General features: G+C 64.2%; 19 protein-coding genes. All 19 read left to right on the forward strand.

What is annotated here, in order from left to right:
• The first annotated feature begins 41 nt into the window (after positions 1-41).
• The 19 genes from VK92_RS04485 to atpG all read left to right on the forward strand — a co-directional run bounded on the left by VK92_RS04485 (position 42) and on the right by atpG (position 21,576).
• Positions 42-1,241, forward strand: coding sequence for an ABC transporter substrate-binding protein (locus VK92_RS04485; protein ID WP_048023983.1), 1,200 nt, complete (start codon positions 42-44; stop codon positions 1,239-1,241).
• A 130-nt stretch (positions 1,242-1,371) separates the two neighbouring features.
• Positions 1,372-2,256 carry a branched-chain amino acid ABC transporter permease gene (locus tag VK92_RS04490; RefSeq protein WP_048023982.1) on the forward strand — a complete coding sequence of 295 codons (885 nt, stop codon included), beginning with the start codon at positions 1,372-1,374 and terminating at the stop codon, positions 2,254-2,256.
• Positions 2,256-3,230 carry a branched-chain amino acid ABC transporter permease gene (locus VK92_RS04495; RefSeq protein WP_048024050.1) on the forward strand — a complete coding sequence of 325 codons (975 nt, stop codon included), beginning with the start codon at positions 2,256-2,258 and terminating at the stop codon, positions 3,228-3,230. The genes VK92_RS04490 and VK92_RS04495 overlap by 1 nt, the downstream gene beginning before the upstream one ends.
• Positions 3,231-4,358: 1,128 nt before the next feature.
• Positions 4,359-5,516, forward strand: coding sequence for an ABC transporter substrate-binding protein (locus tag VK92_RS04500; protein WP_021160432.1), 1,158 nt, complete (start codon positions 4,359-4,361; stop codon positions 5,514-5,516).
• Between the two features lie 199 nt (positions 5,517-5,715).
• Positions 5,716-6,771 carry a branched-chain amino acid ABC transporter permease gene (locus tag VK92_RS04505; protein WP_021160433.1) on the forward strand — a complete coding sequence of 352 codons (1,056 nt, stop codon included), beginning with the start codon at positions 5,716-5,718 and terminating at the stop codon, positions 6,769-6,771.
• 4 nt (positions 6,772-6,775) lie between these two features.
• A complete protein-coding gene (locus VK92_RS04510; protein ID WP_053076281.1) occupies positions 6,776-8,560 on the forward strand; it encodes a branched-chain amino acid ABC transporter ATP-binding protein/permease in 1,785 nt (594 codons plus the stop codon).
• Positions 8,560-9,315, forward strand: a complete 756-nt coding sequence (locus VK92_RS04515; protein ID WP_048023980.1) for an ABC transporter ATP-binding protein — start codon at positions 8,560-8,562, stop codon at positions 9,313-9,315. The genes VK92_RS04510 and VK92_RS04515 overlap by 1 nt, the downstream gene beginning before the upstream one ends.
• A gap of 579 nt (positions 9,316-9,894) precedes the next feature.
• Complete coding sequence (gene mnmG / locus VK92_RS04520; RefSeq protein ID WP_048023977.1) at positions 9,895-11,865, forward strand: tRNA uridine-5-carboxymethylaminomethyl(34) synthesis enzyme MnmG; 1,971 nt, start codon at positions 9,895-9,897, stop codon at positions 11,863-11,865.
• Positions 11,862-12,548, forward strand: a complete 687-nt coding sequence (rsmG, locus tag VK92_RS04525; RefSeq protein WP_048023976.1) for a 16S rRNA (guanine(527)-N(7))-methyltransferase RsmG — start codon at positions 11,862-11,864, stop codon at positions 12,546-12,548. Before mnmG ends, rsmG begins: the two co-directional genes overlap by 4 nt.
• A 56-nt stretch (positions 12,549-12,604) precedes the next feature.
• Positions 12,605-13,384: a ParA family protein gene (locus VK92_RS04530; protein WP_027788714.1), complete on the forward strand. Its 780-nt coding sequence runs from the start codon at positions 12,605-12,607 to the stop codon at positions 13,382-13,384.
• 31 nt (positions 13,385-13,415) lie between these two features.
• A complete protein-coding gene (locus VK92_RS04535; RefSeq protein ID WP_021160439.1) occupies positions 13,416-14,309 on the forward strand; it encodes a ParB/RepB/Spo0J family partition protein in 894 nt (297 codons plus the stop codon).
• Positions 14,310-14,319: 10 nt separating this feature from the next.
• Positions 14,320-15,450: an SLC13 family permease gene (locus VK92_RS04540; protein ID WP_048023974.1), complete on the forward strand. Its 1,131-nt coding sequence runs from the start codon at positions 14,320-14,322 to the stop codon at positions 15,448-15,450.
• A gap of 569 nt (positions 15,451-16,019) precedes the next feature.
• Positions 16,020-16,544, forward strand: coding sequence for an ATP synthase subunit I (locus VK92_RS04545; RefSeq protein WP_021160441.1), 525 nt, complete (start codon positions 16,020-16,022; stop codon positions 16,542-16,544).
• A 109-nt stretch (positions 16,545-16,653) separates the two neighbouring features.
• Positions 16,654-17,505 (forward strand): F0F1 ATP synthase subunit A, encoded by an 852-nt coding sequence (gene atpB / locus VK92_RS04550; RefSeq protein WP_012492242.1) that lies wholly within the window; start codon positions 16,654-16,656, stop codon positions 17,503-17,505.
• A gap of 75 nt (positions 17,506-17,580) precedes the next feature.
• Positions 17,581-17,853: a F0F1 ATP synthase subunit C gene (gene atpE, locus VK92_RS04555; RefSeq protein WP_021160442.1), complete on the forward strand. Its 273-nt coding sequence runs from the start codon at positions 17,581-17,583 to the stop codon at positions 17,851-17,853.
• Positions 17,854-17,982: 129 nt separating this feature from the next.
• Positions 17,983-18,453, forward strand: coding sequence for a F0F1 ATP synthase subunit B (locus VK92_RS04560; RefSeq protein ID WP_021160443.1), 471 nt, complete (start codon positions 17,983-17,985; stop codon positions 18,451-18,453).
• A 2-nt stretch (positions 18,454-18,455) separates the two neighbouring features.
• The gene (locus VK92_RS04565; RefSeq protein WP_006482713.1) at positions 18,456-18,995 is read left to right on the forward strand and encodes a F0F1 ATP synthase subunit delta; all 540 of its coding nucleotides are present in this window, start codon (positions 18,456-18,458) and stop codon (positions 18,993-18,995) included.
• 44 nt (positions 18,996-19,039) lie between these two features.
• A complete protein-coding gene (atpA, locus tag VK92_RS04570; RefSeq protein WP_021160444.1) occupies positions 19,040-20,581 on the forward strand; it encodes a F0F1 ATP synthase subunit alpha in 1,542 nt (513 codons plus the stop codon).
• Between the two features lie 119 nt (positions 20,582-20,700).
• On the forward strand, positions 20,701-21,576 hold the full coding sequence (gene atpG, locus VK92_RS04575) for a F0F1 ATP synthase subunit gamma (protein WP_021160445.1): 876 nt from the start codon (positions 20,701-20,703) through the stop codon (positions 21,574-21,576).
• The last annotated feature ends 1 nt before the right edge of the window (position 21,577 follow it).

Here is a 21,577-nt window from a genome sequence, read left to right on the forward strand (position 1 = left end):
CTTCGAACAACCACAACGCATCAGAACAACAGGAGACGTCAATGAAAATGAAGACCCTCGCACACGCCTGTCTCGCGCTCGCGGCCGCCGCGTTCACCACCGGCGCCGCGCAGGCCGCGGATACCGTGAAGATCGGCTTCATCACCGACATGTCGGGGCTTTACGCGGATATCGACGGGCAGGGCGGCCTGGAGGCGATCCGCATGGCGGTCGCCGATTTCGGCGGCAAGGTGCTCGGCAAGCCGATCGAGGTCGTCTATGCCGATCACCAGAACAAGGCCGACATCGCCGCGTCGAAGGCGCGCGAATGGATGGACCGCGGCGGGCTCGACCTGCTGGTCGGCGGCACGAACTCTGCCACCGCGCTGTCGATGAACCAGGTCGCGGGCGAGAAGAAGAAGGTCTACATCAACATCGGCGCGGGCGCCGACACGCTGACGAACGAGCAGTGCACGCCGTACACGGTCCACTACGCATACGACACGATGGCGCTCGCGAAGGGCACCGGTTCGGCGGTGGTGAAGCAGGGCGGCAAGAGCTGGTTCTTCCTGACCGCCGACTACGCGTTCGGCAAGGCGCTCGAGAAGAACACGTCGGATGTCGTGAAGGCGAACGGCGGGCAGGTGCTCGGCACGGTGCGTCACCCGCTGTCCGCGTCGGACTTCTCGTCGTTCCTGCTGCAGGCGCAGGCGTCGAAGGCGCAGATCCTCGGCCTCGCGAACGCGGGCGGCGACACGATCAACTCGATCAAGGCCGCGAAGGAGTTCGGCATCACGAAGACGATGAAGCTCGCCGCGCTGCTGATGTTCATCGACGACGTGCACAGCCTCGGCCTCGAGACGACGCAGGGGCTCGTGCTGACCGACAGCTGGTACTGGAACCGCGATGCGGCGTCGCGCCAGTGGGCGCAACGCTACTTCGGCAAGATGAAGAAGATGCCGTCGAGCCTGCAGGCGGCCGACTACTCGTCGGTCACGACCTACCTGAAGGCGGTCCAGGCTGCCGGCACGACCGATTCCGACAAGGTGATGGCCGAGCTGAAGAAGATCAAGATCAACGACTTCTACGCGAAGGGCTACATCCGCACGGACGGCAGCATGATTCACGACATGTACCTGATGGAAGTGAAGAAGCCTGCTGAATCGAAGGAGCCGTGGGATTACTACAAGGTGCTCGCGACGATTCCGGGCGAACAGGCGTTCGGGACCAAGCAGGAATCGCGCTGCGCGTTGTGGAAGTAAGCGGGGCTTGGCGGCGCGCGAGTTGCGCGCCGCACGGTGGCGGCCGCAGCGATGTGCCCCGCTGCGCCGCCCGCGTGCGTGTCCCTGGAAGGTTGCGCGCGCAACGAAACTCATACTGACGGCTAAGTCGATGGAAATCTTTGGCATTCCGTTGCCGGCGATGCTGAGCCAGTTGCTGCTCGGGCTCGTCAACGGCTCGTTCTACGCGATCCTGAGCCTCGGGCTCGCGGTGATCTTCGGGCTGCTCAACGTGATCAACTTCGCGCACGGCGCGCTGTTCATGCTGGGCGCGATGCTCGCGTGGATGGGCCTGTCGTACTTCGGGCTGCCGTACTGGGCGATGCTCGTGATCGCGCCGCTGGTCGCCGGTGCGTTCGGGATCCTGATCGAACGCTCGATGCTGCGCTGGCTGTACAAGCTCGATCACCTGTACGGGCTGCTGCTCACGTTCGGGCTCACGCTGGTCGTCGAGGGCGTGTTCCGGTCGATCTACGGCTCGTCCGGCCAGCCGTACGACGTGCCGTCGCAGCTGTCCGGCGCCACCAACCTCGGCTTCATGTTCCTGCCGAACTACCGCGCGTGGGTGGTCGTCGCGTCGCTCGCGGTGTGTCTCGTGACCTGGTTCGTGATCGAGAAGACGCGCCTCGGCGCCTACCTGCGCGCGGGCACCGAGAACCCGAAGCTCGTCGAGGCATTCGGCGTGAACGTGCCGATGATGATCACGCTCACCTACGGCTTCGGCGTCGCGCTCGCGGCGTTCGCGGGCGTGCTGGCCGCGCCGGTGATCCAGGTGTCGCCGCTGATGGGCCAGCCGATGATCATCACCGTGTTCGCGGTGGTCGTGATCGGCGGGATGGGGTCGATCCTCGGCTCGATCGTCACGGGCCTGATGCTCGGCGTGATAGAGGGTTTCACGCGCGTGTTCTACCCCGAAGCGTCGGCCACCGTCGTGTTCGTGATCATGGCGATCGTGCTGCTGTTCCGCCCGGCGGGCCTCTTCGGCAAGGAAAAATGATGCAGAGAAAAGTGCTCTACGGCGTGCTGCTTGCCGCACTGCTCGCCGCGCCGTTCATCGGCGCGTACCCGGTGTTCGTGATGAAGGTGCTCACGTTCGCGCTGTTCGCGGCCGCATTCAACCTGCTGATCGGCTATACGGGGCTGCTGTCGTTCGGCCATGCGATGTTCCTCGCGACCGCCGGTTATGCGACCGGTTATTCGATGCAGACGCTCGGCTTCACGCCGGAACTCGGGGTGCTCGTCGGCACCGTCGCCGCGACGCTGCTCGGGCTCGTCGTCGGGCTGTTCGCGATCCGCCGGCAGGGCATCTACTTCGCGATGATCACGCTCGCGTTCGCGCAGATGGTCTATTTCATCTACCTGCAGGCGCCGTTCACCCACGGCGAAGACGGGTTGCAGGGTGTGCCGCGCGGCCACCTGTTCGGGCTGCTCGACCTGTCGAACGACGTTGCGCTGTACTACGTCGTGGTGGCGGTGGTCGTCGCCGCGTGCGCGTTCATCGTGCGGGTCGTGCATTCGCCGTTCGGCCAGGTGCTCGTCGCGATCAAGGAGAACGAGGCGCGCGCGATCTCGCTCGGCTACGACACCGACCGTTTCAAGCTGCTCGCGTTCATCCTGTCGGCGAGCATCGCGGGGCTGGCCGGCTCGCTGAAGGTGCTCGTGCTCGGCTTCGAGACGCTGTCGGACGCGTACTGGACGATGTCGGGCCTCGTCGTGCTGATGACGCTCGTCGGCGGCATGGGCACGCTGTTCGGGCCGCTGCTCGGCGCCGCGCTGATCGTCGCGCTCGAAGACCGGCTCGGCGACATCGGCGAATGGCTCGCGTCGACGACGGGCGTCGCGTGGTTCCATTCGCTCGGCGAATCGGCGACGATCGTCACGGGGCTGATCTTCATCGTGTGCGTGCTCGCCTTCCGGCGCGGCATCGTCGGCGAGATGGTCGCGCGGATCAAGCCGCTCAGGGCCTCCTGAGCGCATGCCGCGCACGTCGCCGCGGGTTGATGCGAAGCACCATCCGGCATGCTCGTGAAGCGCGTCGCAGCGCGCTCGGGGCGGCATCGCGCGGCTGGCTGCTGCCCCATTTTCGTGCGGCGATGCACCATAGGGGTAAATGCTAAGTTGCCGTGGTGCTTAAGCCTCTTTAAGATTCACTTCAGTTCTGATGCACCGCGAAACGAATTTGCAGGTGGAGAACGAGGAGACAATCGAGGCACAAAGTGCCCGGACCCTAAAGCGCTGTTGGACGGAATCCAACAGCGCTTTTTCATTTGGTGCACGAATTTCCATCGACGGTGCAGGCGAATCGCGCTGCGTTCCGCGCGCCCGTGTTCTGCCTCGCGTCACTCGCGCGTCATCCCGTCCCCCGATTTCATCCATTCCTGCCGGTCGATCGCCGCCGGCGCGCAGCCGTGCGCATGCCGTCCGGGCTTACCCGGTTGGCGTGCGCAAAAAGCGTCCGTTACACTCAGCTTTCGCCGACCGTGCGGTCGGGAAAACGGTCGGCAGTTCTCCTACAAGCACAATGCAGAAGAGGGAGTGCGGTTGGATGAGAAGCGCGGGACGAAGGATCGGGGCGGGAGGGGCGGCTGGCGCCGCTCGTTCGGGGGCGGACGTGCATCGGTATGCCGCGGCTTTCACGAGCCGCCCTGCGGCCGGCATGTGCGTTCCGATGCAATTTGCCGGCACGATGGTCTGTCCGGTCGTTGCGTTCGCATCCGATGTGTCGTTCGCATTCGCATGAACGGCCGTTTTTCCGATCCTGCATTGCCCGCGCGTGGAGCCGTATCAGGCCCGGCCGGCCGACCTTCCGGCGATCGTTGCGCCCGCATCGATCGCGTTTCGCGCAGCGCCGCTTTTCTCCGTTCCCTTCATCCTGACGACATTGCCGCCGCGCATCGTGGCGGTCGAACGACCGTTTCGGCACGCGCCGCGACGCGCGCATGTGCGGTATCGCCGGGGCTCGATGGCGGCGCCGGCGTGTCACGGGAAAACGAGTGTAGGCGGGGCAAGACGAGATAGTTAAATTATTAACTTGTTTGGAGACCGGGAGCCGCCCGAGCGACCCGAGGCTTTTTCGAGCAGCGTTTGGAGACGACATAAATGAAGATGAATCGATGGATGGAAGTTCTGCTTGCCGCGGGCCTCGTGTGCGCGGCCGCCACGGCGTCGGCGCAGGTGAAGATCGGCGTGACGCTGTCGGCCACCGGGCCGGCCGCGTCGCTCGGGATTCCGGAAAAGAACACGATCGCGCTGCTGCCGAAGGAAATCGCGGGCAAGAGCGTGCAGTACATCGTGCTCGACGACGCATCCGACACGAGCCGCGCGGTGCAGAACGTGCGCAAGCTGATCGACGAGGATCACGTCGACGCGATCATCGGTTCGTCCGTCACGCCGAACTCGCTCGCGATGCTCGATCCCGTGTCGCAGGGCAAGACGCCGACGATCTCGCTCGCGGCGAGCGCGCAGATCATCTCGCCGATGGATGCGAAGCGCGCCTGGATGTTCAAGGTGCCGCAGAACGACCAGCTGATGGCCGACGCGATCGCCGGCTACATGGCGAAGCACGGCGTGAAGACGGTCGGCTTCATCGGCTTCGCCGATGCGTACGGCGACAGCTGGTACAACACGTTCAACGCGGCGGCCGCGAAGAACGGCCTGAAGGTCGTATCGAACGAGCGCTTCAACCGGACCGACGCGTCGGTGATGGGGCAGGTGCTGAAACTGATGGGCTCGAATCCCGATGCGGTGCTGATCGCCGGCTCGGGCACGCCGGCGGCGCTGCCGGCGAAGACGCTGAAGGAGCGCGGCTACAAGGGCAAGGTGTACCAGACGCACGGCGTCGCGAACAACGACTTCCTGCGTGTGTGCGGCAAGGACTGCGAAGGCGAGATCCTGCCGGCCGGCCCGGTGCTCGTGACCGACCAGCTGCCCGATTCGAATCCGGTGAAGAAACCGGCGCTCGGGTACAAGGCCGCGTACGAGAAGGCCTACGGCGCGGGCTCGCTGGCGACGTTCGGCGGCCATGCGTGGGATGCGGGGCTGCTGCTGCAGCGTGCGATTCCGGAAGCGCTGAAGAAGGGCCAACCGGGCACCGAGGCGTTCCGCGAAGCGCTGCGCGCGTCGCTCGAAAGCGTGAAGGACCTGCCCGTGTCGCACGGCGTGATCAACATGACGCCGACCGATCACAACGGCTTCGATACGCGTGCGCGCGTGATGGTGCAGATCGTCGACGGCAAGTGGAAGCTGCAGGCCGAGTAAGCATCACGTGAAACCGGCGTGCGCGGCGCGAACGGCGCCGTGCGTGCCGTCGGCAGGTGCGGGGCCCGACGGGTCGCGCCCGTGCCGCCTGGAACCGCCGGGGCCCGTCGCCGGGTGCCTGCGCACCGGTCTTGCCGTCCGCGCGCCCCGGCCGTTTCCGTCTTTCGTTTCTCCGCAGCATTCTCGATACACGAAACGTATGGATCTCTCGATTGCAGCGATCCTCGCGCAAGACGGCATCACGACCGGCGCCATATATGCATTGCTGTCGCTGGCGCTCGTGCTGGTATTTTCCGTCACGCGGGTGATCTTCATTCCCCAGGGCGAATTCGTCGCCTACGGTGCGCTGACGCTTGCCGCGTTGCAGGCGCAGAAATTTCCCGCCACCTGCTGGCTGTTGTTCGTGATGGGCATCGCGTGCTTCCTGCTCGAAGTCGGCGGCCTGATCCGGCATCGCGAACGGCGCCATCAGCTCGGCCGCACACTCGCGACACTCGGCAGCCGCTACATCCTGCTGCCGCTCGCGGTGTTCGCGATCACGCGCAGCTTTGCCGCGCAGCCGCTGCCGATGCTCGCGCAGATCGCGCTGACGCTCGCGATCGTCGTGCCGATGGGGCCGTTCGTCTACCGGCTCGTGTACCAGCCGATCGCCGAAGGCACGACGCTGCTGCTGCTGATCGTGTCGGTCGCCGTCCACTTCGCGATGGTCGGCCTCGGGCTCGTGATGTTCGGCGCGGAGGGTTCGCGCACCAATGGGTTCTCGGATGCGTCGCTCGCGATCGGCAGCATGACCGTGTCGGTGCAGAGCATCCTGGTCGTCGTGACGGCACTCGTGCTGATCGGCGCGCTCTACGTGTACTTCGGCCGCACGATCGCCGGCAAGGCGCTGCGCGCGACGTCGGTGAACCGGCTCGGCGCGCGGCTCGTCGGCATCGGCACGACCGAGGCAGGGCGGCTCGCGTTCACGTTCGCGGCGGGGCTCGGCGTGCTGTCCGGGATCCTCGTCGGCCCGCTGACGACGATCTACTACGACTCGGGCTTCCTGATCGGCCTGAAGGGCTTCGTCGGCGCGATCATCGGCGGCCTCGTCAGCTATCCGCTCGCGGCCGCCGGCTCGCTGCTCGTCGGCGTGCTCGAATCGTATTCGTCGTTCTGGGCGAGCGCGTACAAGGAGGTGATCGTGTTCACGCTGATCATTCCGGTGCTGCTGTGGCGGAGTTTCGCGACGCCGCACGCGGAAGAGGAAGAGGAGTGACACGATGAAGACGATGGTACGCAACAAGACCTTCTGGGTGTTTCTCGTGGTGCTGTTCGCGCTGCCGGTGCTGCCTGGTGCGCTGCAGGTGCCCGAATACTGGATCACGCTGCTGAACTACATCGGCCTCTACGCGATCGTCGCGATCGGGCTCGTGCTGCTGACGGGCGTCGGCGGGATGACGAGCTTCGGGCAGGCCGCGTTCGTCGGCATCGGCGCCTATGCGACCGCGTTCCTGACGACGCGATACGGCGTGTCGCCGTGGCTCGCGCTGATCGTCGGCGTCGTACTGACGGCGCTCGTCGCGTTCGTGCTCGGCGCGGTCACGATGCGGCTGTCCGGCCACTTCCTGCCGCTCGGCACGATTGCGTGGGGCCTCGCGCTGTTCTACCTGTTCGGCAACCTCGAACTGCTCGGCAAGTACGACGGCATCAATGGGATTCCGGCGCTGAACCTGTTCGGCATCGAGCTTGGCAGCGGGCGCAGCCTGTATTTCCTGATCTGGGCCGTCGTGCTGGCCGCGATCGTGTCGGTGCAGAACCTGCTGAACAGCCGCCCGGGCCGTGCGATCCGCGCGCTGCGCGGCGGCGGCGTGATGGCCGAGGCGATGGGCGTGAACACCGCGTGGATGCGCGTCGTGATCTTCGTCTATGCGGCCGTGCTCGCGGCCGTGTCGGGCTTCCTGTACGCGCACCTGCAGCGCGCGGTGAACCCGACGCCGTTCGGGCTGAACCACGGAATCGAGTTCCTGTTCATGGCCGTGGTCGGCGGCGTGTCGCACGTGTGGGGCGCGGTGCTCGGCGCAGCGATCCTGACCGTGCTGCAGGACTATCTGCAGACGCTGCTGCCGAAGCTGCTCGGCTCGGAAGGCAACTTCGAGATCATCGTGTTCGGCGTGCTGATGGTGCTGCTGCTGCAGTACGCGCGCCAGGGCGTGTGGCCGTTCGTCGCGAGGCTGTTCCCGCGCGGGCCGCGCGCGCATGCGCCCGAGCACGCCGATCCGTTGCCGCAGCGCGCGAAGCCGACGGCCGGCGAGCCGCTGCTCGTCGTCGACAACGCGCGCAAGCAGTTCGGCGGGCTCGTGGCCGTCAACGACGTCAGCTTCGACGTGAAAGCGGGGCAGATCATCGGGCTGATCGGCCCGAACGGCGCCGGCAAGTCGACCACGTTCAACCTCGTGACGGGTGTGCTGAAGCCGACCGGCGGCACGATCACGTTCCGTGGCGAGCGTATCGACGGGCTCACATCGCGCCAGATCGTCCGCCGCGGCATCGGCCGGACGTTCCAGCACGTGAAGCTGTTGCCGGCGATGACGGTGCTCGAAAACGTCGCGATCGGTGCGCACCTGCGTGGCCGTACGGGCGTGTGGCGCAGCGTCGCGCGGCTCAATGCCCATGAGGAAGCGCAGCTGCTGGCTGAGGCCGCACGCCAGATCCGCCGCGTCGGGCTCGAAAAGCACATGTACGACGAAGCGGGCAGCCTTGCGCTGGGGCAGCAGCGGATTCTGGAAATCGCGCGGGCGCTGTGCTGCGATCCGACGCTGTTGCTGCTCGACGAGCCGGCCGCCGGGCTGCGTTACCAGGAGAAGCAGCAACTCGCCGATCTGCTGCGGCGGCTGAAGGCGGAAGGCATGAGCGTGTTGCTCGTGGAACACGACATGGATTTCGTGATGAATCTCACCGATCGTTTGGTGGTGATGGAGTTTGGCACGCGGATCGCGGAAGGACTGCCGCAGGACGTGCAGCAGGATCCGGCGGTGCTGGAAGCGTATCTGGGCGGGGTGGAGTGATGACGGACACGATGATGCCGATTCTCGAAGTGCGCGGGCTGGCGGTCCGGTACGGGAAGGTGGAGGCGCTGCACGGCGCGGCGATCAAGGTTGGCGCGGGGCAGATCGTCAGCGTGATCGGCCCGAACGGCGCCGGCAAATCGACGCTGCTGAACGCGATCATGGGCGCGCTGCCGGTGACCGGGCATGCATCGGGTGCGATCGTGTACCGCGGTCATGACGTCGGTGCATTGCCGGTCGAGCAGCGCGTCGCACGCGGGATGTGCCTCGTACCGGAGAAGCGTGAGCTGTTCAGCACGATGACGGTCGAAGACAACCTCGTATTGGGCGCGTATCGGCGCAAGCAGGCCGGTGAAGCGAACTTTCTCGACCAGCTCGATCACGTGTTCGCCCTGTTTCCGCGGCTGAAGGAGCGCCGCAAGCAGGCGGCCGGCACGCTATCCGGCGGCGAGCGGCAGATGCTTGCGGTTGGACGCGCGCTGATGGGCAAGCCCGATCTGCTGATGCTCGACGAGCCCAGCCTCGGGCTGGCGCCGCTGATCGTGAAGGAGATTTTTCATATCATCAGCGCGTTGCGCGGTACGGGCGTGGCGACGCTGCTGATCGAGCAGAACGCACGGGCTGCCCTGCAGATCTCCGATTACGGTTATGTACTGGAGACAGGCGAATTTGCGCTGGAAGGGCCGGCGGCCGAACTCGCGCAGAATCCACGCGTGATCGAGACGTACCTCGGGTTGGCGAAGAAAACGGCCTGATCGGTGGCGTGGTGGGCGGGAAACGGGCGGCGTGTTTCACGTGAAACACGCCGTTTTTGTTTTTGGGTGAGATGCGACCTCGACACACGACGGCTAGCAACCGGGGGGATAAGTGCCACGGAAACAGTCGGAAGCTCTGTGCAAGCGGATGACGATCCGGAGCATCGTTCGCGGGTGGCTGCCGCCTGATTCACACACTGGGGATGTTGTGCCGGGTCACAGGGGATAAGTGTCGGGCGAGCCGACCGAAATTCTGTGAGGAAGAGGGTGGGCGCGGTCGCACAGGGTGTTCCGTCCAGATTGCCGCGTGGGGCACAGGCATCGAACGGGTATGTGTTCCACGTGAAATTTCCCGGCAAGCGAATTTTTTGCACAGGTGTAACGATGTGCTGCCGGCGGGCCGGAAACGTTGCCGGAGCGGGCTCTGCGCCACGGATTCGGCGTCTGAGCACAGAAAAATCGCCGAAATGCACAGACCCTACCATTCGGACGGCCTTCGGGTGAAAAGCGAACCCGCTATAATTCGGCCCATACATTTCTCAGATAGGTTCGTGCGCCGTCCTGCGTACGGAATCCACCATGCTTTTTCCCACAGAATTTGACGTCATCGTCGTCGGTGGCGGTCATGCCGGCACGGAAGCCGCGCTGGCGTCCGCCCGCATGGGCGCAAAGACATTACTGCTGACCCACAACATCGAAACGCTTGGGCAGATGAGCTGCAATCCGTCGATCGGCGGCATTGGCAAGGGCCATCTGGTCAAGGAAGTCGATGCGCTGGGCGGCGCAATGGCAGCCGCAACCGACGAGAGCGGTATTCAGTTCCGGATCCTCAATTCGTCGAAGGGGCCGGCCGTGCGTGCGACGCGTGCGCAGGCCGATCGCATCCTGTACAAGGCCGCGATTCGCCATCGGCTCGAGAATCAGCCGAACCTGTGGCTGTTCCAGCAGGCTGTCGACGACCTGATGGTCGAAGGCGACCGCGTGGTGGGCGCCGTCACGCAGATCGGCATCCGCTTCCGTGCGCGTGCGGTCGTGCTGACCGCCGGTACGTTCCTCGACGGCAAGATTCACGTCGGCCTGAACAACTATACGGGTGGCCGTGCGGGCGATCCGGCGGCCGTGTCGCTGTCGTCGCGCCTGAAGGAACTGAAGCTGCCGCAGGGCCGCCTGAAGACCGGTACGCCGCCGCGTATCGATGGTCGCTCGATCGACTTCTCGCAGCTGGATGAACAGCCGGGCGATCTCGATCCGATCCCCGTTTTCTCGTTCCTGGGCCGTGCGGAGCAGCATCCGCAGCAACTGCCGTGCTGGGTCACGCATACGAACGAGCGCACGCACGACATCATTCGTGGCGGCCTCGACCGTTCGCCTATGTATACAGGCGTGATCGAAGGCGTCGGGCCGCGCTATTGCCCGTCGATCGAGGACAAGATTCACCGGTTCGCCTCGAAGGAATCGCATCAGATCTTCCTGGAGCCGGAAGGGCTGACGACCAACGAGTTCTACCCGAACGGGATCTCGACGAGCCTGCCGTTCGACGTCCAGCTCGAGCTCGTGCACTCGATGCGCGGCCTCGAGAACGCGCATATCCTGCGCCCCGGCTACGCGATCGAGTACGACTACTTCGACCCGCGTGCGCTGAAGGCGTCGCTCGAAACGAAGGCGATCAACGGGCTGTTCTTTGCGGGCCAGATCAATGGGACGACGGGCTATGAAGAAGCGGCCGCGCAGGGGCTGCTGGCCGGTCTCAACGCTGGCCGCTACGTGCAGGAGAAGGACGCATGGTGCCCGCGCCGTGACCAGGCCTACCTTGGCGTGCTGGTCGACGATCTCGTGACGCGCGGGGTGGCCGAGCCGTACCGGATGTTCACGAGCCGCGCCGAGTATCGCCTCAGCCTGCGTGAAGACAATGCCGACATGCGCTTGACCGAGATCGGCCGCGAACTGGGGCTCGTCGACGACGCGCGCTGGGACGCATTCAGCCGGAAGCGCGACGCTGTTTCACGTGAAACCGAACGTCTGAAGTCGACGTGGGTCACGCCGAAGACGTTGCCGCCGGAAGAGGCGACCGCGCTCCTCGGCAAGGCGATCGATCACGAATACAGCCTCGCCGAACTGCTGCGCCGTCCGGGTATCAGCTACGACGGTGTGTGCGGACTGAAGAGCGGCGAGTGCGGCCCCGCAGAGCCGCTGGCCGACGATCCGGTGCTGCTCGAGCAGATCAAGGAGCAGGTCGAGATCGGCATCAAGTATCAGGGCTACATCGAGCGGCAGGCATCGGAAATCGAACGCAACGATGCGAACGAGAACACGCGTCTGCCCGACGGTATCGATTACCGCGAAGTCCGCGGCCTGTCGTTCGAGGTGAGCCAGAAGCTCAACGAGTTCCGGCCGGAAACGATCGGGCAGGCGTCGCGCATCTCGGGTGTCACGCCGGCGGCAATCTCGCTGCTGATGGTGCACCTGAAGCGTCGCGGCCTGGGCCGTCGTAATGGCACGGCCGAAGCGGCAGCGGAGCAGGGGGACGGCGCCGTCCCGACGCAACAATGACGGCGCGTCGCGCGCCGGCGGTTAATCGGGACGTACTGGAACAGATGCTCGTCGAAGGCACGACGGCGCTCGACCTCACGCTGACGGATGCACAACGCAACCAGCTGCTCGACTACGTCGCGCTGCTCGGCAAGTGGAACGCGGTCTACAACCTGACCGCGATCCGCGACCCGAAGCAGATGCTGATCCAGCACATCCTCGATTCGCTTTCCATCGTTCCGCATCTGCGTGGCCGTGCATCGGCTCGCGTGCTCGACGTCGGCTCGGGCGGCGGGTTGCCCGGTATCGTGCTGGCGATCGTCGAGCCGGATTGGCAGATCACGCTGAACGATATCGTGCAGAAGAAGTCTGCATTCCAGACCCAGATGCGTGCGGAGCTGAAGCTCGCGAACCTGTCGGTGGTCACGGGGCGGGTCGAATCGCTGCAGCCGGGTGTCGAAGTGCCGGAAAAATTCGACATGATCGTCTCCCGCGCTTTCGCGGACCTGTCCGACTTCGTTAAACTTGCTCGTCACCTGGTTGCGCCGGGCGGATCGATCTGGGCAATGAAGGGTGTTCATCCGGACGACGAGATTGCGCGGTTGCCGGAAGGCAGCCGCGTGAAGCAGACGATACGGCTGGCGGTGCCGCTGCTCGATGCCGAACGGCATCTGATCGAAGTGGCCGTCGACGAAGCGAATTGAAGGGCCGGCGCGCGATGGCGCGCCGTTTGTTTGAAGGTAAAGGGAACACACCAACGATGGCAAAGATCTTCTGCGTTGCGAACCAGAAGGGGGGCGTCGGCAAGACGACGACATCGGTCAATCTCGCCGCAAGCCTTGCAGCGCAGGAGCAACGAGTCCTGCTGATCGATCTCGACCCGCAGGGTAACGCGACGATGGGCAGCGGGATCGACAAGGCTGCTTGCGAAGCGACCGTGTACGAGGTGCTGGTCGACGGCGTGTCGGTGACCGACGCGCGCATCCGGCCGGACGGCGTCACCTATGACGTGCTGCCCGCGAACCGCGAGCTGTCCGGTGCCGAGATCGAACTGATCAGCATCGACAACCGCGAGCGCCGGCTGAAGGCCGCGCTCGAGCACGTGGCCGACGACTACGATTTCGTGCTGATCGATTGCCCGCCGACGCTGTCGCTGCTGACGCTGAACGGCTTGTGCGCGGCGCATGGCGTCGTGATCCCCATGCAGTGCGAGTACTTCGCACTGGAGGGGTTGTCTGACCTCGTCAACACGATCAAGCAGGTTCACGCGAACATGAACCGCGACCTGAAGATCATCGGCTTGCTGCGTGTGATGTTCGATCCGCGCATCACGCTGCAGCAGCAAGTCTCCGATCAACTGAAAGCGCACTTCGGCGACAAGGTGTTCGACGCGGTGATTCCGCGCAACGTGCGCCTGGCGGAAGCGCCGAGTTACGGGCTGCCGGGCGTCGTGTTCGACCGCAGCTCGCGCGGTGCGCAAGCGTATCTCCAGTTCGGTGCCGAGATGATCGACCGCGTACGCGCGTTCGAGGTGTCGTGATCCGGACATGAGCGAAGCGAGGAAGAAAGACATGAACGCGGTACCAAAGAAGAAGGGCTTGGGACGTGGCCTCGAAGCGCTGCTCGGCGGCAGTGCCGATATCACCGAAGCGGTGAAGATCGAAGGGGCACCGAACACGCTCGCGCTCGGCAAGCTGCAGGCCGGCAAGTACCAGCCGCGGACGCGGATGGACGAAGGCAGCCTGCAGGAGCTCGCGGCGAGCATTCGCGCACAGGGCGTGATGCAGCCGATCCTCGTACGGCCCATTTCATCAGACAAATACGAGATCATCGCGGGCGAGCGCCGTTTCCGCGCGGCGCGCCTGGCGGGCCTCGATGAAGTGCCGGTGCTCGTGAAGGATGTGTCCGACCAGGCCGCCGCGGCGATGGCGCTGATCGAGAACATCCAGCGCGAGGATCTGAACCCGCTTGAAGAGGCGCACGGTATCCAGCGCCTGCTCGACGAGTTCGGTTTCACGCACGAACAGGCGGCCGAATCGGTCGGCCGTTCGCGCAGCGCGGTGTCGAACCTGCTGCGCCTGCTGAACCTGGCTTCGCCGGTGCAGACGATGCTGCTGGCCGGTGATCTCGACATGGGGCACGCGCGCGCGCTGCTCGCCGTCGATGCGGCCACGCAGATCACGCTCGCCCATCAGGTCGTCAACAAGCGCATGTCGGTGCGGGAGACCGAGAAACTCGTCTCGCACACGACGAAGGAAGCGCCGGCCGTGAAGGCGCGCGCGAAGGACGACGGCGGCCGCGATACGCGACGTCTCGAGGAGGAGTTGTCCGACCTGCTCGCGTCGACGGTGAAGATCAAGCTCGGCCGCCGCGGGCGAGGGCAGGTCACGATCGACTTCGGCAACCTCGACGCGCTCGAGGGCATTCTCGTGCGGCTGCGCGGTAACGTCGCGACCGAAGAGTAACGCGGTGCCGATGGAGAAGACGGGCGCGCCGACGCCGCGCCGGTGGTTGGGATGGCTTGCGCAGGAGCCGGTGCTGTCGGTTCTCGTCCTTGGCCTGATCGTGCTGCAATGGGTGCGTCCGCAACCATTTTCCGTGTTGGCCGGTCGTGTCGACTGGCAGACGGTCGCGACGCTGGCGGGCCTGCTGATGCTGACCAAGGCGCTCGAGTTGTCCGGCTGCCTGATGTGGCTCGCACACCGCATCGTGCATCACGTGCATTCCGAACGCGGGCTCGCGTTGTTGCTCGTGGGGTTCGCCGCGTTGTTGTCGATGTGGCTCACCAACGACGTCGCGCTGTTCGTCGTCGTGCCTTTGATGGTCTCGTTGCGTGCGCTGACGCCACTGCCGTTCCGGCGGCTCGTGATCGTCGTCGCGCTGGCGGTCAACGCGGGGTCCGTCGCGACGCCGCTCGGCAATCCCCAGAATCTTTTCCTGTGGCAATTGAGCGGCGTGTCGTTCGGCCGCTTCGTCGTCACGCTCGGGCCGCTCGCGATCGCGCTGATGGCGCTGCTGCTCGTGCTGACCGCATGCGCGTTTCGCGCAAAGCCGCTCGACTTGTCCGGTGATGCCACTGCGCTGCCCGTGCAACGCATGCACGCGCTGATCGCGGCGGCGCTGTTCGCCGCGTTCGTGCTGCTCGCCGATGCGCATCATCCGCTGCCTGGTCTCGTCGGTGTCGCCATCGTGCTGCTCGCCGTCAAACGCGACGCAGTCCTGAAGATCGACTGGCTGCTGCTGCTGATCTTCGTACTGATGTTCGTCGTGCTGCGTACCGCGGCTGCGCTGCCCGTCGTGCACGACACGATTGCGAACGCGCAGCTCGATTCGCCGCTGCGCGTCTACGCGGCCGGCGCGCTGTTGTCACAGGTCATCAGCAATGTACCGGCCGCGATCCTGTTGTCGGAATTCACGCATGACTGGCGTGCGCTCGCGTTCGGCGTATCGGTCGGCGGCTTCGGCTTCGCGATCGGCTCGCTTGCGAACCTGATCGCGGTGCGTCTCGCGAAGGAGCCGCGCATGTGGCTGCCGTTCCATCTGGTCTCGATTCCGTTCGCACTCGCCAGCGCGGCGGTCGGCGCGTGGCTGCTCGTTCATGGTTGAGTGACGCGGCTGCGCGCGGCACAGCCGTGCGATTCGGGTGGTGGGGCGGGTGCACGGTATTCGCGCTGGTTGCGGGGCTGTTGATAAGTCCGGCAATTCACAGTCGATTCCCTGTGGTGGCATGACAACTGATTGGATGATCCGACGCGTCGACGTCGGCCCGGATTTCGTGCATCCGGTGCTGCTAGGTGGTCACAGGGTTTTGCCTGTCCGCTGCGTCGTGCCGGGCGCGAGCCCGGGGCCGCGTCACGGCGTGGATTCCGGACGGCGTTCGTGCCGTCCCGCCGGTACCCGCGTCGGGCCTCGTTTCCTTGCTATTTCCTCGTCGCCGGGTTTTTTCGAGCAAGAAATACCGGTGCAAAAAAGCGACCTTACAACTGTCATCGTACGTCGTCGAATCGCGTGTTTTTTCACATGATGAGGCGTCGTTTTACGCAGGTTTTTGTCGCGTCTAAAGCCTTGAATCACTTGCAACTATCGCTTACAATCGCCCGGATTTGTTAGCTAGGCACCCCTGAAAGCTTTCAGAAAGCTTGGGGCCGGGTTCAAGGATTTTGCGGAAGATTGCGATGGCGGGTCAGGCGCCGGACGACAGGCACGATGATCAGCGCACGCAACGCACCGCTTCGGCGGCCGGCGAGCGGCGCGAATCCGACGATGACTGGGACGCCGAGCAGCAAGATAACAACATCGTTCCGCTCACGCGGGCAGAAGCCGAAAAGCTGTTCGGCCCGAACGTGAGCAAGCCCTCGCGCGTGACCCCCTATAAGGTGGTATTCGCGCAAGTGGTTCTGTCCCTGGTTGCAACGCTGGCGTGGTGGCTGTTTTCGAAGTCGCCGGGCGCCGCTGCGCAATCCGCGTTTCTGGGCGGAGCGATCGGCTGGGTGCCCAGTGCGGTATTCGTGGCACGACTGAAGGCAGGTGGTTCGGCCACCGTGATGAGCTGGGTGATGGGCGAAGCCCTGAAGCTCGCTCTGACGATCGGGATGTTCACTGCAGTGGCGTTCGGCTGGGCCGGCGTGCACTGGGTGCCGTTTCTCGTCACATACCTCGTCGTGCTGAAGACGTACTGGATCGCGCTGGCCTGGCGGTAAGGAACAAGCAGCGTGCGGTTTCGACAACGAACCGCACCGGCCCGTTCCCGCAATAGCGTGTTGCGGAACGGGCAAAACGATTTTCGACAATTTGGGTGGCATTAACGATATGGCAGCTAGCGAAGGCACGCGCGGTCCGGATCCGTCCGAGTACATTGCGCACCACTTGCAGAATTTCTCCACCTCGCATCAGACGTCGATTTTCGACATCCACGTCTGGAATCTCGACACGCTGTTCTGGTCGATCGTTTGCGGCATCGTGACGATCGTCTTGCTGCGTCTGGCCGCCCGCAAGGCGACGTCGGGCGTGCCGGGCCGTTTCCAGTGCGCGATCGAGATGCTCGTCGAGATGGTCGAAGACCAATCTAAGGCCATCGTTCACGGCAATCGTACCTTCATCGCTCCGCTCGCGCTCACGGTGTTCGTGTGGGTCGCGCTGATGAACTCCCTCGACTTCCTCCCGGTCGACCTGCCGGGCCGCGTGATCGGCCTGCTCGGTCTGTCGGACGTGATTTCCCACCATCGCATCGTCCCGACGGCCGACCTGAACGGCACGCTCGGCATCGCGCTCGGCGTGTTCGTCCTGATGATCTACTACAGCATCAAGATCAAGGGCGCGGGCGGCTTTGTGCATGAGCTGCTGTCGGCACCGTTCGGCGCCCACCCGCTGCTGTGGATCCCTAACCTCGCGCTCAACATCGTCGAATATCTCGCCAAGACCGTCTCCCTCGGTATGCGGCTGTTCGGCAACATGTACGCGGGTGAGCTGTTGTTCCTGTTGATCGCCCTGCTCGGCAGCATGTGGAGCTTCGGTGGCGACGCAACGTTCCTCGGCTTCGTTGGCCACGTGATCGCGGGCAGCGTCTGGGCAATCTTCCACATCCTGATTGTTCTGTTGCAGGCATTCATTTTCATGATGCTGACGCTGGTGTATCTCGGCCAGGCGCACGACAAGCACTAAGCGCGGCGTGCAAAAAAGAGTTTCCGTTTTAGTTTTTTAAATCTCAGTTCCAAGTCTTTTCACAAAGGAGTGATCATGCAAGCTTACATCGCCAACATCCAGGGTCTGACCGCCATCGGTATCGGCATCATCATCGGCCTGGGTGCAATCGGCGCCTGTATCGGTATCGCGCTGATGGGTGGTAAGTACATCGAAGCCTGCGCACGTCAGCCGGAACTCATCAACCCGCTGCAAACGAAGATGTTCCTGCTGGCTGGTCTGATCGACGCGGCATTCCTGATCGGCGTGGGTGTTGCAATGCTGTTCGCGTTCGCGAACCCGCTCCTGTCGAAGCTCGTCGCAGGCTAAGGTTCCTCGGAAATATGCGTCCGGCGTGAGCCGGCGCAGGGCGGAACGGAGACTTGGGGCGCTGATCGAATGCAACTCGATGAGCGCCTTACCGTTTCATTTTTCCGGAATAGCAGATAAGGAAACACCGTGAATCTCAACGCAACTCTGTTTGCGCAAATGGTCGTGTTCCTGGTCCTCGCGTGGTTCACGATGAAGTTCGTGTGGCCGCCGTTGATCAACGCCCTCGACGAACGTTCGAAGAAGATCGCCGACGGCCTCGCCGCCGCCGAGAAGGGCAAGGCAGAACTCGACGCAGCGCACAAGCGCGTGGACCAGGAACTCGCGCAGGCCCGCAATGACGGCCAGCAGCGCATCGCCGACGCTGAAAAGCGTGCCCAGGCGGTCGCCGAGGAAATCAAGGCCAACGCCCAGGCTGAAGCCGCCCGCATCGTCGCCCAGGCGAAGGCGGAAGCAGAACAGCAAATCGTGAAGGCGCGCGAAGCGCTGCGTGGCGAAGTCGCTACGCTGGCCGTGAAGGGCGCCGAGCAGATCCTGAAGCGCGAAGTCGATCAAACGGCCCACGCCCAACTGCTGAATCAACTGAAAGCCGAGCTCTGATCATGGCCGAACTTGCAACCATCGCCCGCCCTTACGCAGAAGCGCTGTTCCGCGTGGCCGAGGGCGGTGACATCGCCGCCTGGTCCACGCTCGTGCAAGAGCTGGCCCAGGTTGCGCGTCTGCCGGAAGTGCTGTCGGTCGCGTCGAGCCCGAAGGTGACGCGCACGCAAGTAGCCGAGTTGCTGCTTGCTGCTGCGAAGTCGCCGCTCGCGGCCGGCGCCGAAGCGAAGAACTTCGTGCAGATGCTGGTCGACAATCATCGCATCGCGCTGCTGCCGGAAATTGCCGAGCAGTTCGAGGCGCTCAAGAACGAACGTGAAGGTGCAGCCGACGCCGAGATCGTGAGCGCGTTCCCGCTGAACGGCGCGGATCTCGACAGTCTCGTCTCGGGCCTCGAACGCAAGTTCAAGCGCAAGCTGAAACCGACGGTCGAAGTCGATTCGTCGCTGATCGGCGGCGTGCGCGTGACGGTCGGCGACGAAGTGCTCGACACCTCGGTTCGCGCGCGCCTCGCATCGATGCAGGCTGCCTTGACCGCCTGAGCGCCACGCCGGCACGCAACAGAATTGACTATCAGGAGCGAATAATGCAACTCAATCCCTCTGAGATCAGCGAGCTGATCAAGAGCCGGATCCAGGGCCTTGAAGCGAGCGCAGACGTTCGCAACCAGGGCACCGTGATCTCCGTGACCGACGGTATCGTGCGTATCCACGGCCTGTCGGACGTGATGCAGGGCGAAATGCTCGAGTTTCCGGGCAACACGTTCGGCCTCGCGCTGAACCTCGAGCGCGACTCGGTCGGCGCGGTGATTCTCGGCGAATACGAACACATCTCGGAAGGCGACATCGTCAAGACGACGGGCCGCATTCTCGAAGTCCCGGTTGGCCCGGAACTCGTCGGCCGCGTGGTCGATGCGCTCGGCAACCCGATCGACGGCAAGGGCCCGGTCAACGCGAAGCTGACCGACGCGATCGAAAAGATCGCCCCGGGCGTGATCTGGCGTAAGTCGGTGTCGCAGCCGGTGCAGACGGGCATCAAGTCGATCGACGCGATGGTGCCGATCGGCCGTGGCCAGCGTGAGCTGATCATCGGCGACCGTCAGTGCGGCAAGACCGCGGTGGCGCTCGACGCGATCATCAACCAGAAGGGCAAGGACCTGATCTGTATCTACGTCGCGATCGGCCAGAAGGCTTCGTCGATCATGAACGTGGTTCGCAAGCTCGAAGAAACGGGCGCGATGGAATACACGATCGTCGTCGCCGCTTCGGCTTCGGATTCGGCAGCGATGCAGTACCTCGCACCGTACGCCGGCTGCACGATGGGCGAATACTTCCGCGATCGCGGCCAGGACGCGCTGATCATCTATGACGACTTGACCAAGCAAGCCTGGGCATACCGTCAGATCTCGCTGCTGCTGCGCCGCCCGCCGGGCCGTGAAGCGTACCCGGGCGACGTGTTCTATCTGCACTCGCGTCTGCTCGAGCGTGCGGCTCGCGTGTCGGAAGAGTACGTCGAGAAGTTCACGAACGGCGAAGTGAAGGGCAAGAGCGGCTCGCTGACGGCACTGCCGGTCATCGAAACGCAGGCTGGCGACGTGACCGCGTTCGTTCCGACGAACGTGATCTCGATTACCGACGGCCAGATCTTCCTGGAAACCGACCTGTTCAACGCAGGCATCCGCCCGGCAATCAACGCCGGCGTGTCGGTGTCGCGAGTCGGTGGCGCCGCTCAGACGAAGGTCGTGAAGAAGCTGTCGGGCGGTATCCGTACCGACCTCGCGCAGTACCGTGAACTGGCGGCATTCGCGCAGTTCGCATCGGACCTCGACGAAGCGACCCGCAAGCAGCTCGAGCGCGGCCGCCGCGTGACGGAACTGCTGAAGCAGCCGCAGTACCAGCCGCTGCAGGTCTGGGAACTGGCCGTGTCGCTGTACGCCGCGAACAACGGCTACCTCGACGACCTCGACGTCAAGCAAGTGCTGTCGTTCGAGAAGGGCCTGCGCGAAAACCTGAAGACCAGCCACGCTGACCTCATCAAGCGCATCGAAGACACCAAGGATCTCTCGAAGGACGACGAAGGCGCACTGCGCTCGGCGATCGAATCCTTCAAGAAGTCCGGTGCCTATTGATCCGCGAGTGACACACTGAGGCCGCGCGGGTGCTGATGCGCCCGCGCCGCTTCGGTGAGCGATGCATGAGCCCCGAGTAAAGCGCTAAAGCGCTAACTCGGGGCGCAAAGGAGCAAGCTATGGCTGGAATGAAGGAAATTCGCGGGAAGATCAAGAGCGTGCAGAACACGCGCAAGATCACGAAGGCGATGGAGATGGTGGCCGCATCGAAGATGCGTCGCGCGCAGGAACGCATGCGCGCCGCTCGTCCTTATGCGGACAAGGTCCGTGCCATCGCCGCGCACATGAGCCGTGCGAACCCGGAGTACCGTCACCCGTTCATGGTGGCGAACGAAGGTGCGAACACGGCCGGCATCATTCTCGTTACGACGGACAAGGGTCTGTGCGGCGGTCTGAACACCAACGTGCTGCGTGCGACGGTTCAGAAGTTCAAGGAGCTGGAAGAGAAGGGCCAGAAGGTCGAAGCTACCGCGATCGGTAGCAAGGGCCTCGGGTTCCTGAACCGCTTCGGCGCGAAGGTGATGTCGCAGGTCGTGCACCTCGGCGACACCCCGCATCTGGACAAGCTGATCGGCGCCGTGAAGACGCAGCTCGATCTGTACTCGGAAGGCAAGCTGTCGGCGGTTTATATCGCTTACACGCGCTTCGTCAACACGATGAAGCAGGAAGCCGTGATCGAGCAGTTGCTGCCGCTGTCGTCGGAACACTTCGAAGCCGATGACGGTACGCCGGCCACGTCGTGGGACTACATCTACGAGCCGGACGCGCAGGCAGTCGTCGACGAACTGCTCGTGCGTTACGTCGAGGCGCTGGTGTACCAGGCCGTCGCGGAAAACATGGCGTCCGAGCAATCGGCGCGCATGGTCGCGATGAAGGCCGCGTCCGACAACGCGAAGACGGTGATCAGCGAACTGCAGCTCGTATACAACAAGAGCCGCCAGGCCGCGATCACGAAAGAACTGTCGGAGATCGTCGGCGGCGCAGCCGCTGTTTAAG

It is taken from the genome of Burkholderia sp. LK4 (assembly GCF_001043615.1).
Classification (GTDB): domain Bacteria; phylum Pseudomonadota; class Gammaproteobacteria; order Burkholderiales; family Burkholderiaceae; genus Burkholderia; species Burkholderia cepacia.

Coding starts and splice junctions, on each gene's coding strand:
- VK92_RS04485 (WP_048023983.1), top strand. CDS start 42: ATGAAAATGAAGACCCTCGCACACGCCTGTCTCGCGCTCGCGGCCGCC.
- VK92_RS04490 (WP_048023982.1), top strand. CDS start 1,372: ATGGAAATCTTTGGCATTCCGTTGCCGGCGATGCTGAGCCAGTTGCTG.
- VK92_RS04495 (WP_048024050.1), top strand. CDS start 2,256: ATGCAGAGAAAAGTGCTCTACGGCGTGCTGCTTGCCGCACTGCTCGCC.
- VK92_RS04500 (WP_021160432.1), top strand. CDS start 4,359: ATGAAGATGAATCGATGGATGGAAGTTCTGCTTGCCGCGGGCCTCGTG.
- VK92_RS04505 (WP_021160433.1), top strand. CDS start 5,716: ATGGATCTCTCGATTGCAGCGATCCTCGCGCAAGACGGCATCACGACC.
- VK92_RS04510 (WP_053076281.1), top strand. CDS start 6,776: ATGAAGACGATGGTACGCAACAAGACCTTCTGGGTGTTTCTCGTGGTG.
- VK92_RS04515 (WP_048023980.1), top strand. CDS start 8,560: ATGACGGACACGATGATGCCGATTCTCGAAGTGCGCGGGCTGGCGGTC.
- mnmG (WP_048023977.1), top strand. CDS start 9,895: ATGCTTTTTCCCACAGAATTTGACGTCATCGTCGTCGGTGGCGGTCAT.
- rsmG (WP_048023976.1), top strand. CDS start 11,862: ATGACGGCGCGTCGCGCGCCGGCGGTTAATCGGGACGTACTGGAACAG.
- VK92_RS04530 (WP_027788714.1), top strand. CDS start 12,605: ATGGCAAAGATCTTCTGCGTTGCGAACCAGAAGGGGGGCGTCGGCAAG.
- VK92_RS04535 (WP_021160439.1), top strand. CDS start 13,416: ATGAACGCGGTACCAAAGAAGAAGGGCTTGGGACGTGGCCTCGAAGCG.
- VK92_RS04540 (WP_048023974.1), top strand. CDS start 14,320: ATGGAGAAGACGGGCGCGCCGACGCCGCGCCGGTGGTTGGGATGGCTT.
- VK92_RS04545 (WP_021160441.1), top strand. CDS start 16,020: ATGGCGGGTCAGGCGCCGGACGACAGGCACGATGATCAGCGCACGCAA.
- atpB (WP_012492242.1), top strand. CDS start 16,654: ATGGCAGCTAGCGAAGGCACGCGCGGTCCGGATCCGTCCGAGTACATT.
- atpE (WP_021160442.1), top strand. CDS start 17,581: ATGCAAGCTTACATCGCCAACATCCAGGGTCTGACCGCCATCGGTATC.
- VK92_RS04565 (WP_006482713.1), top strand. CDS start 18,456: ATGGCCGAACTTGCAACCATCGCCCGCCCTTACGCAGAAGCGCTGTTC.
- atpA (WP_021160444.1), top strand. CDS start 19,040: ATGCAACTCAATCCCTCTGAGATCAGCGAGCTGATCAAGAGCCGGATC.
- atpG (WP_021160445.1), top strand. CDS start 20,701: ATGGCTGGAATGAAGGAAATTCGCGGGAAGATCAAGAGCGTGCAGAAC.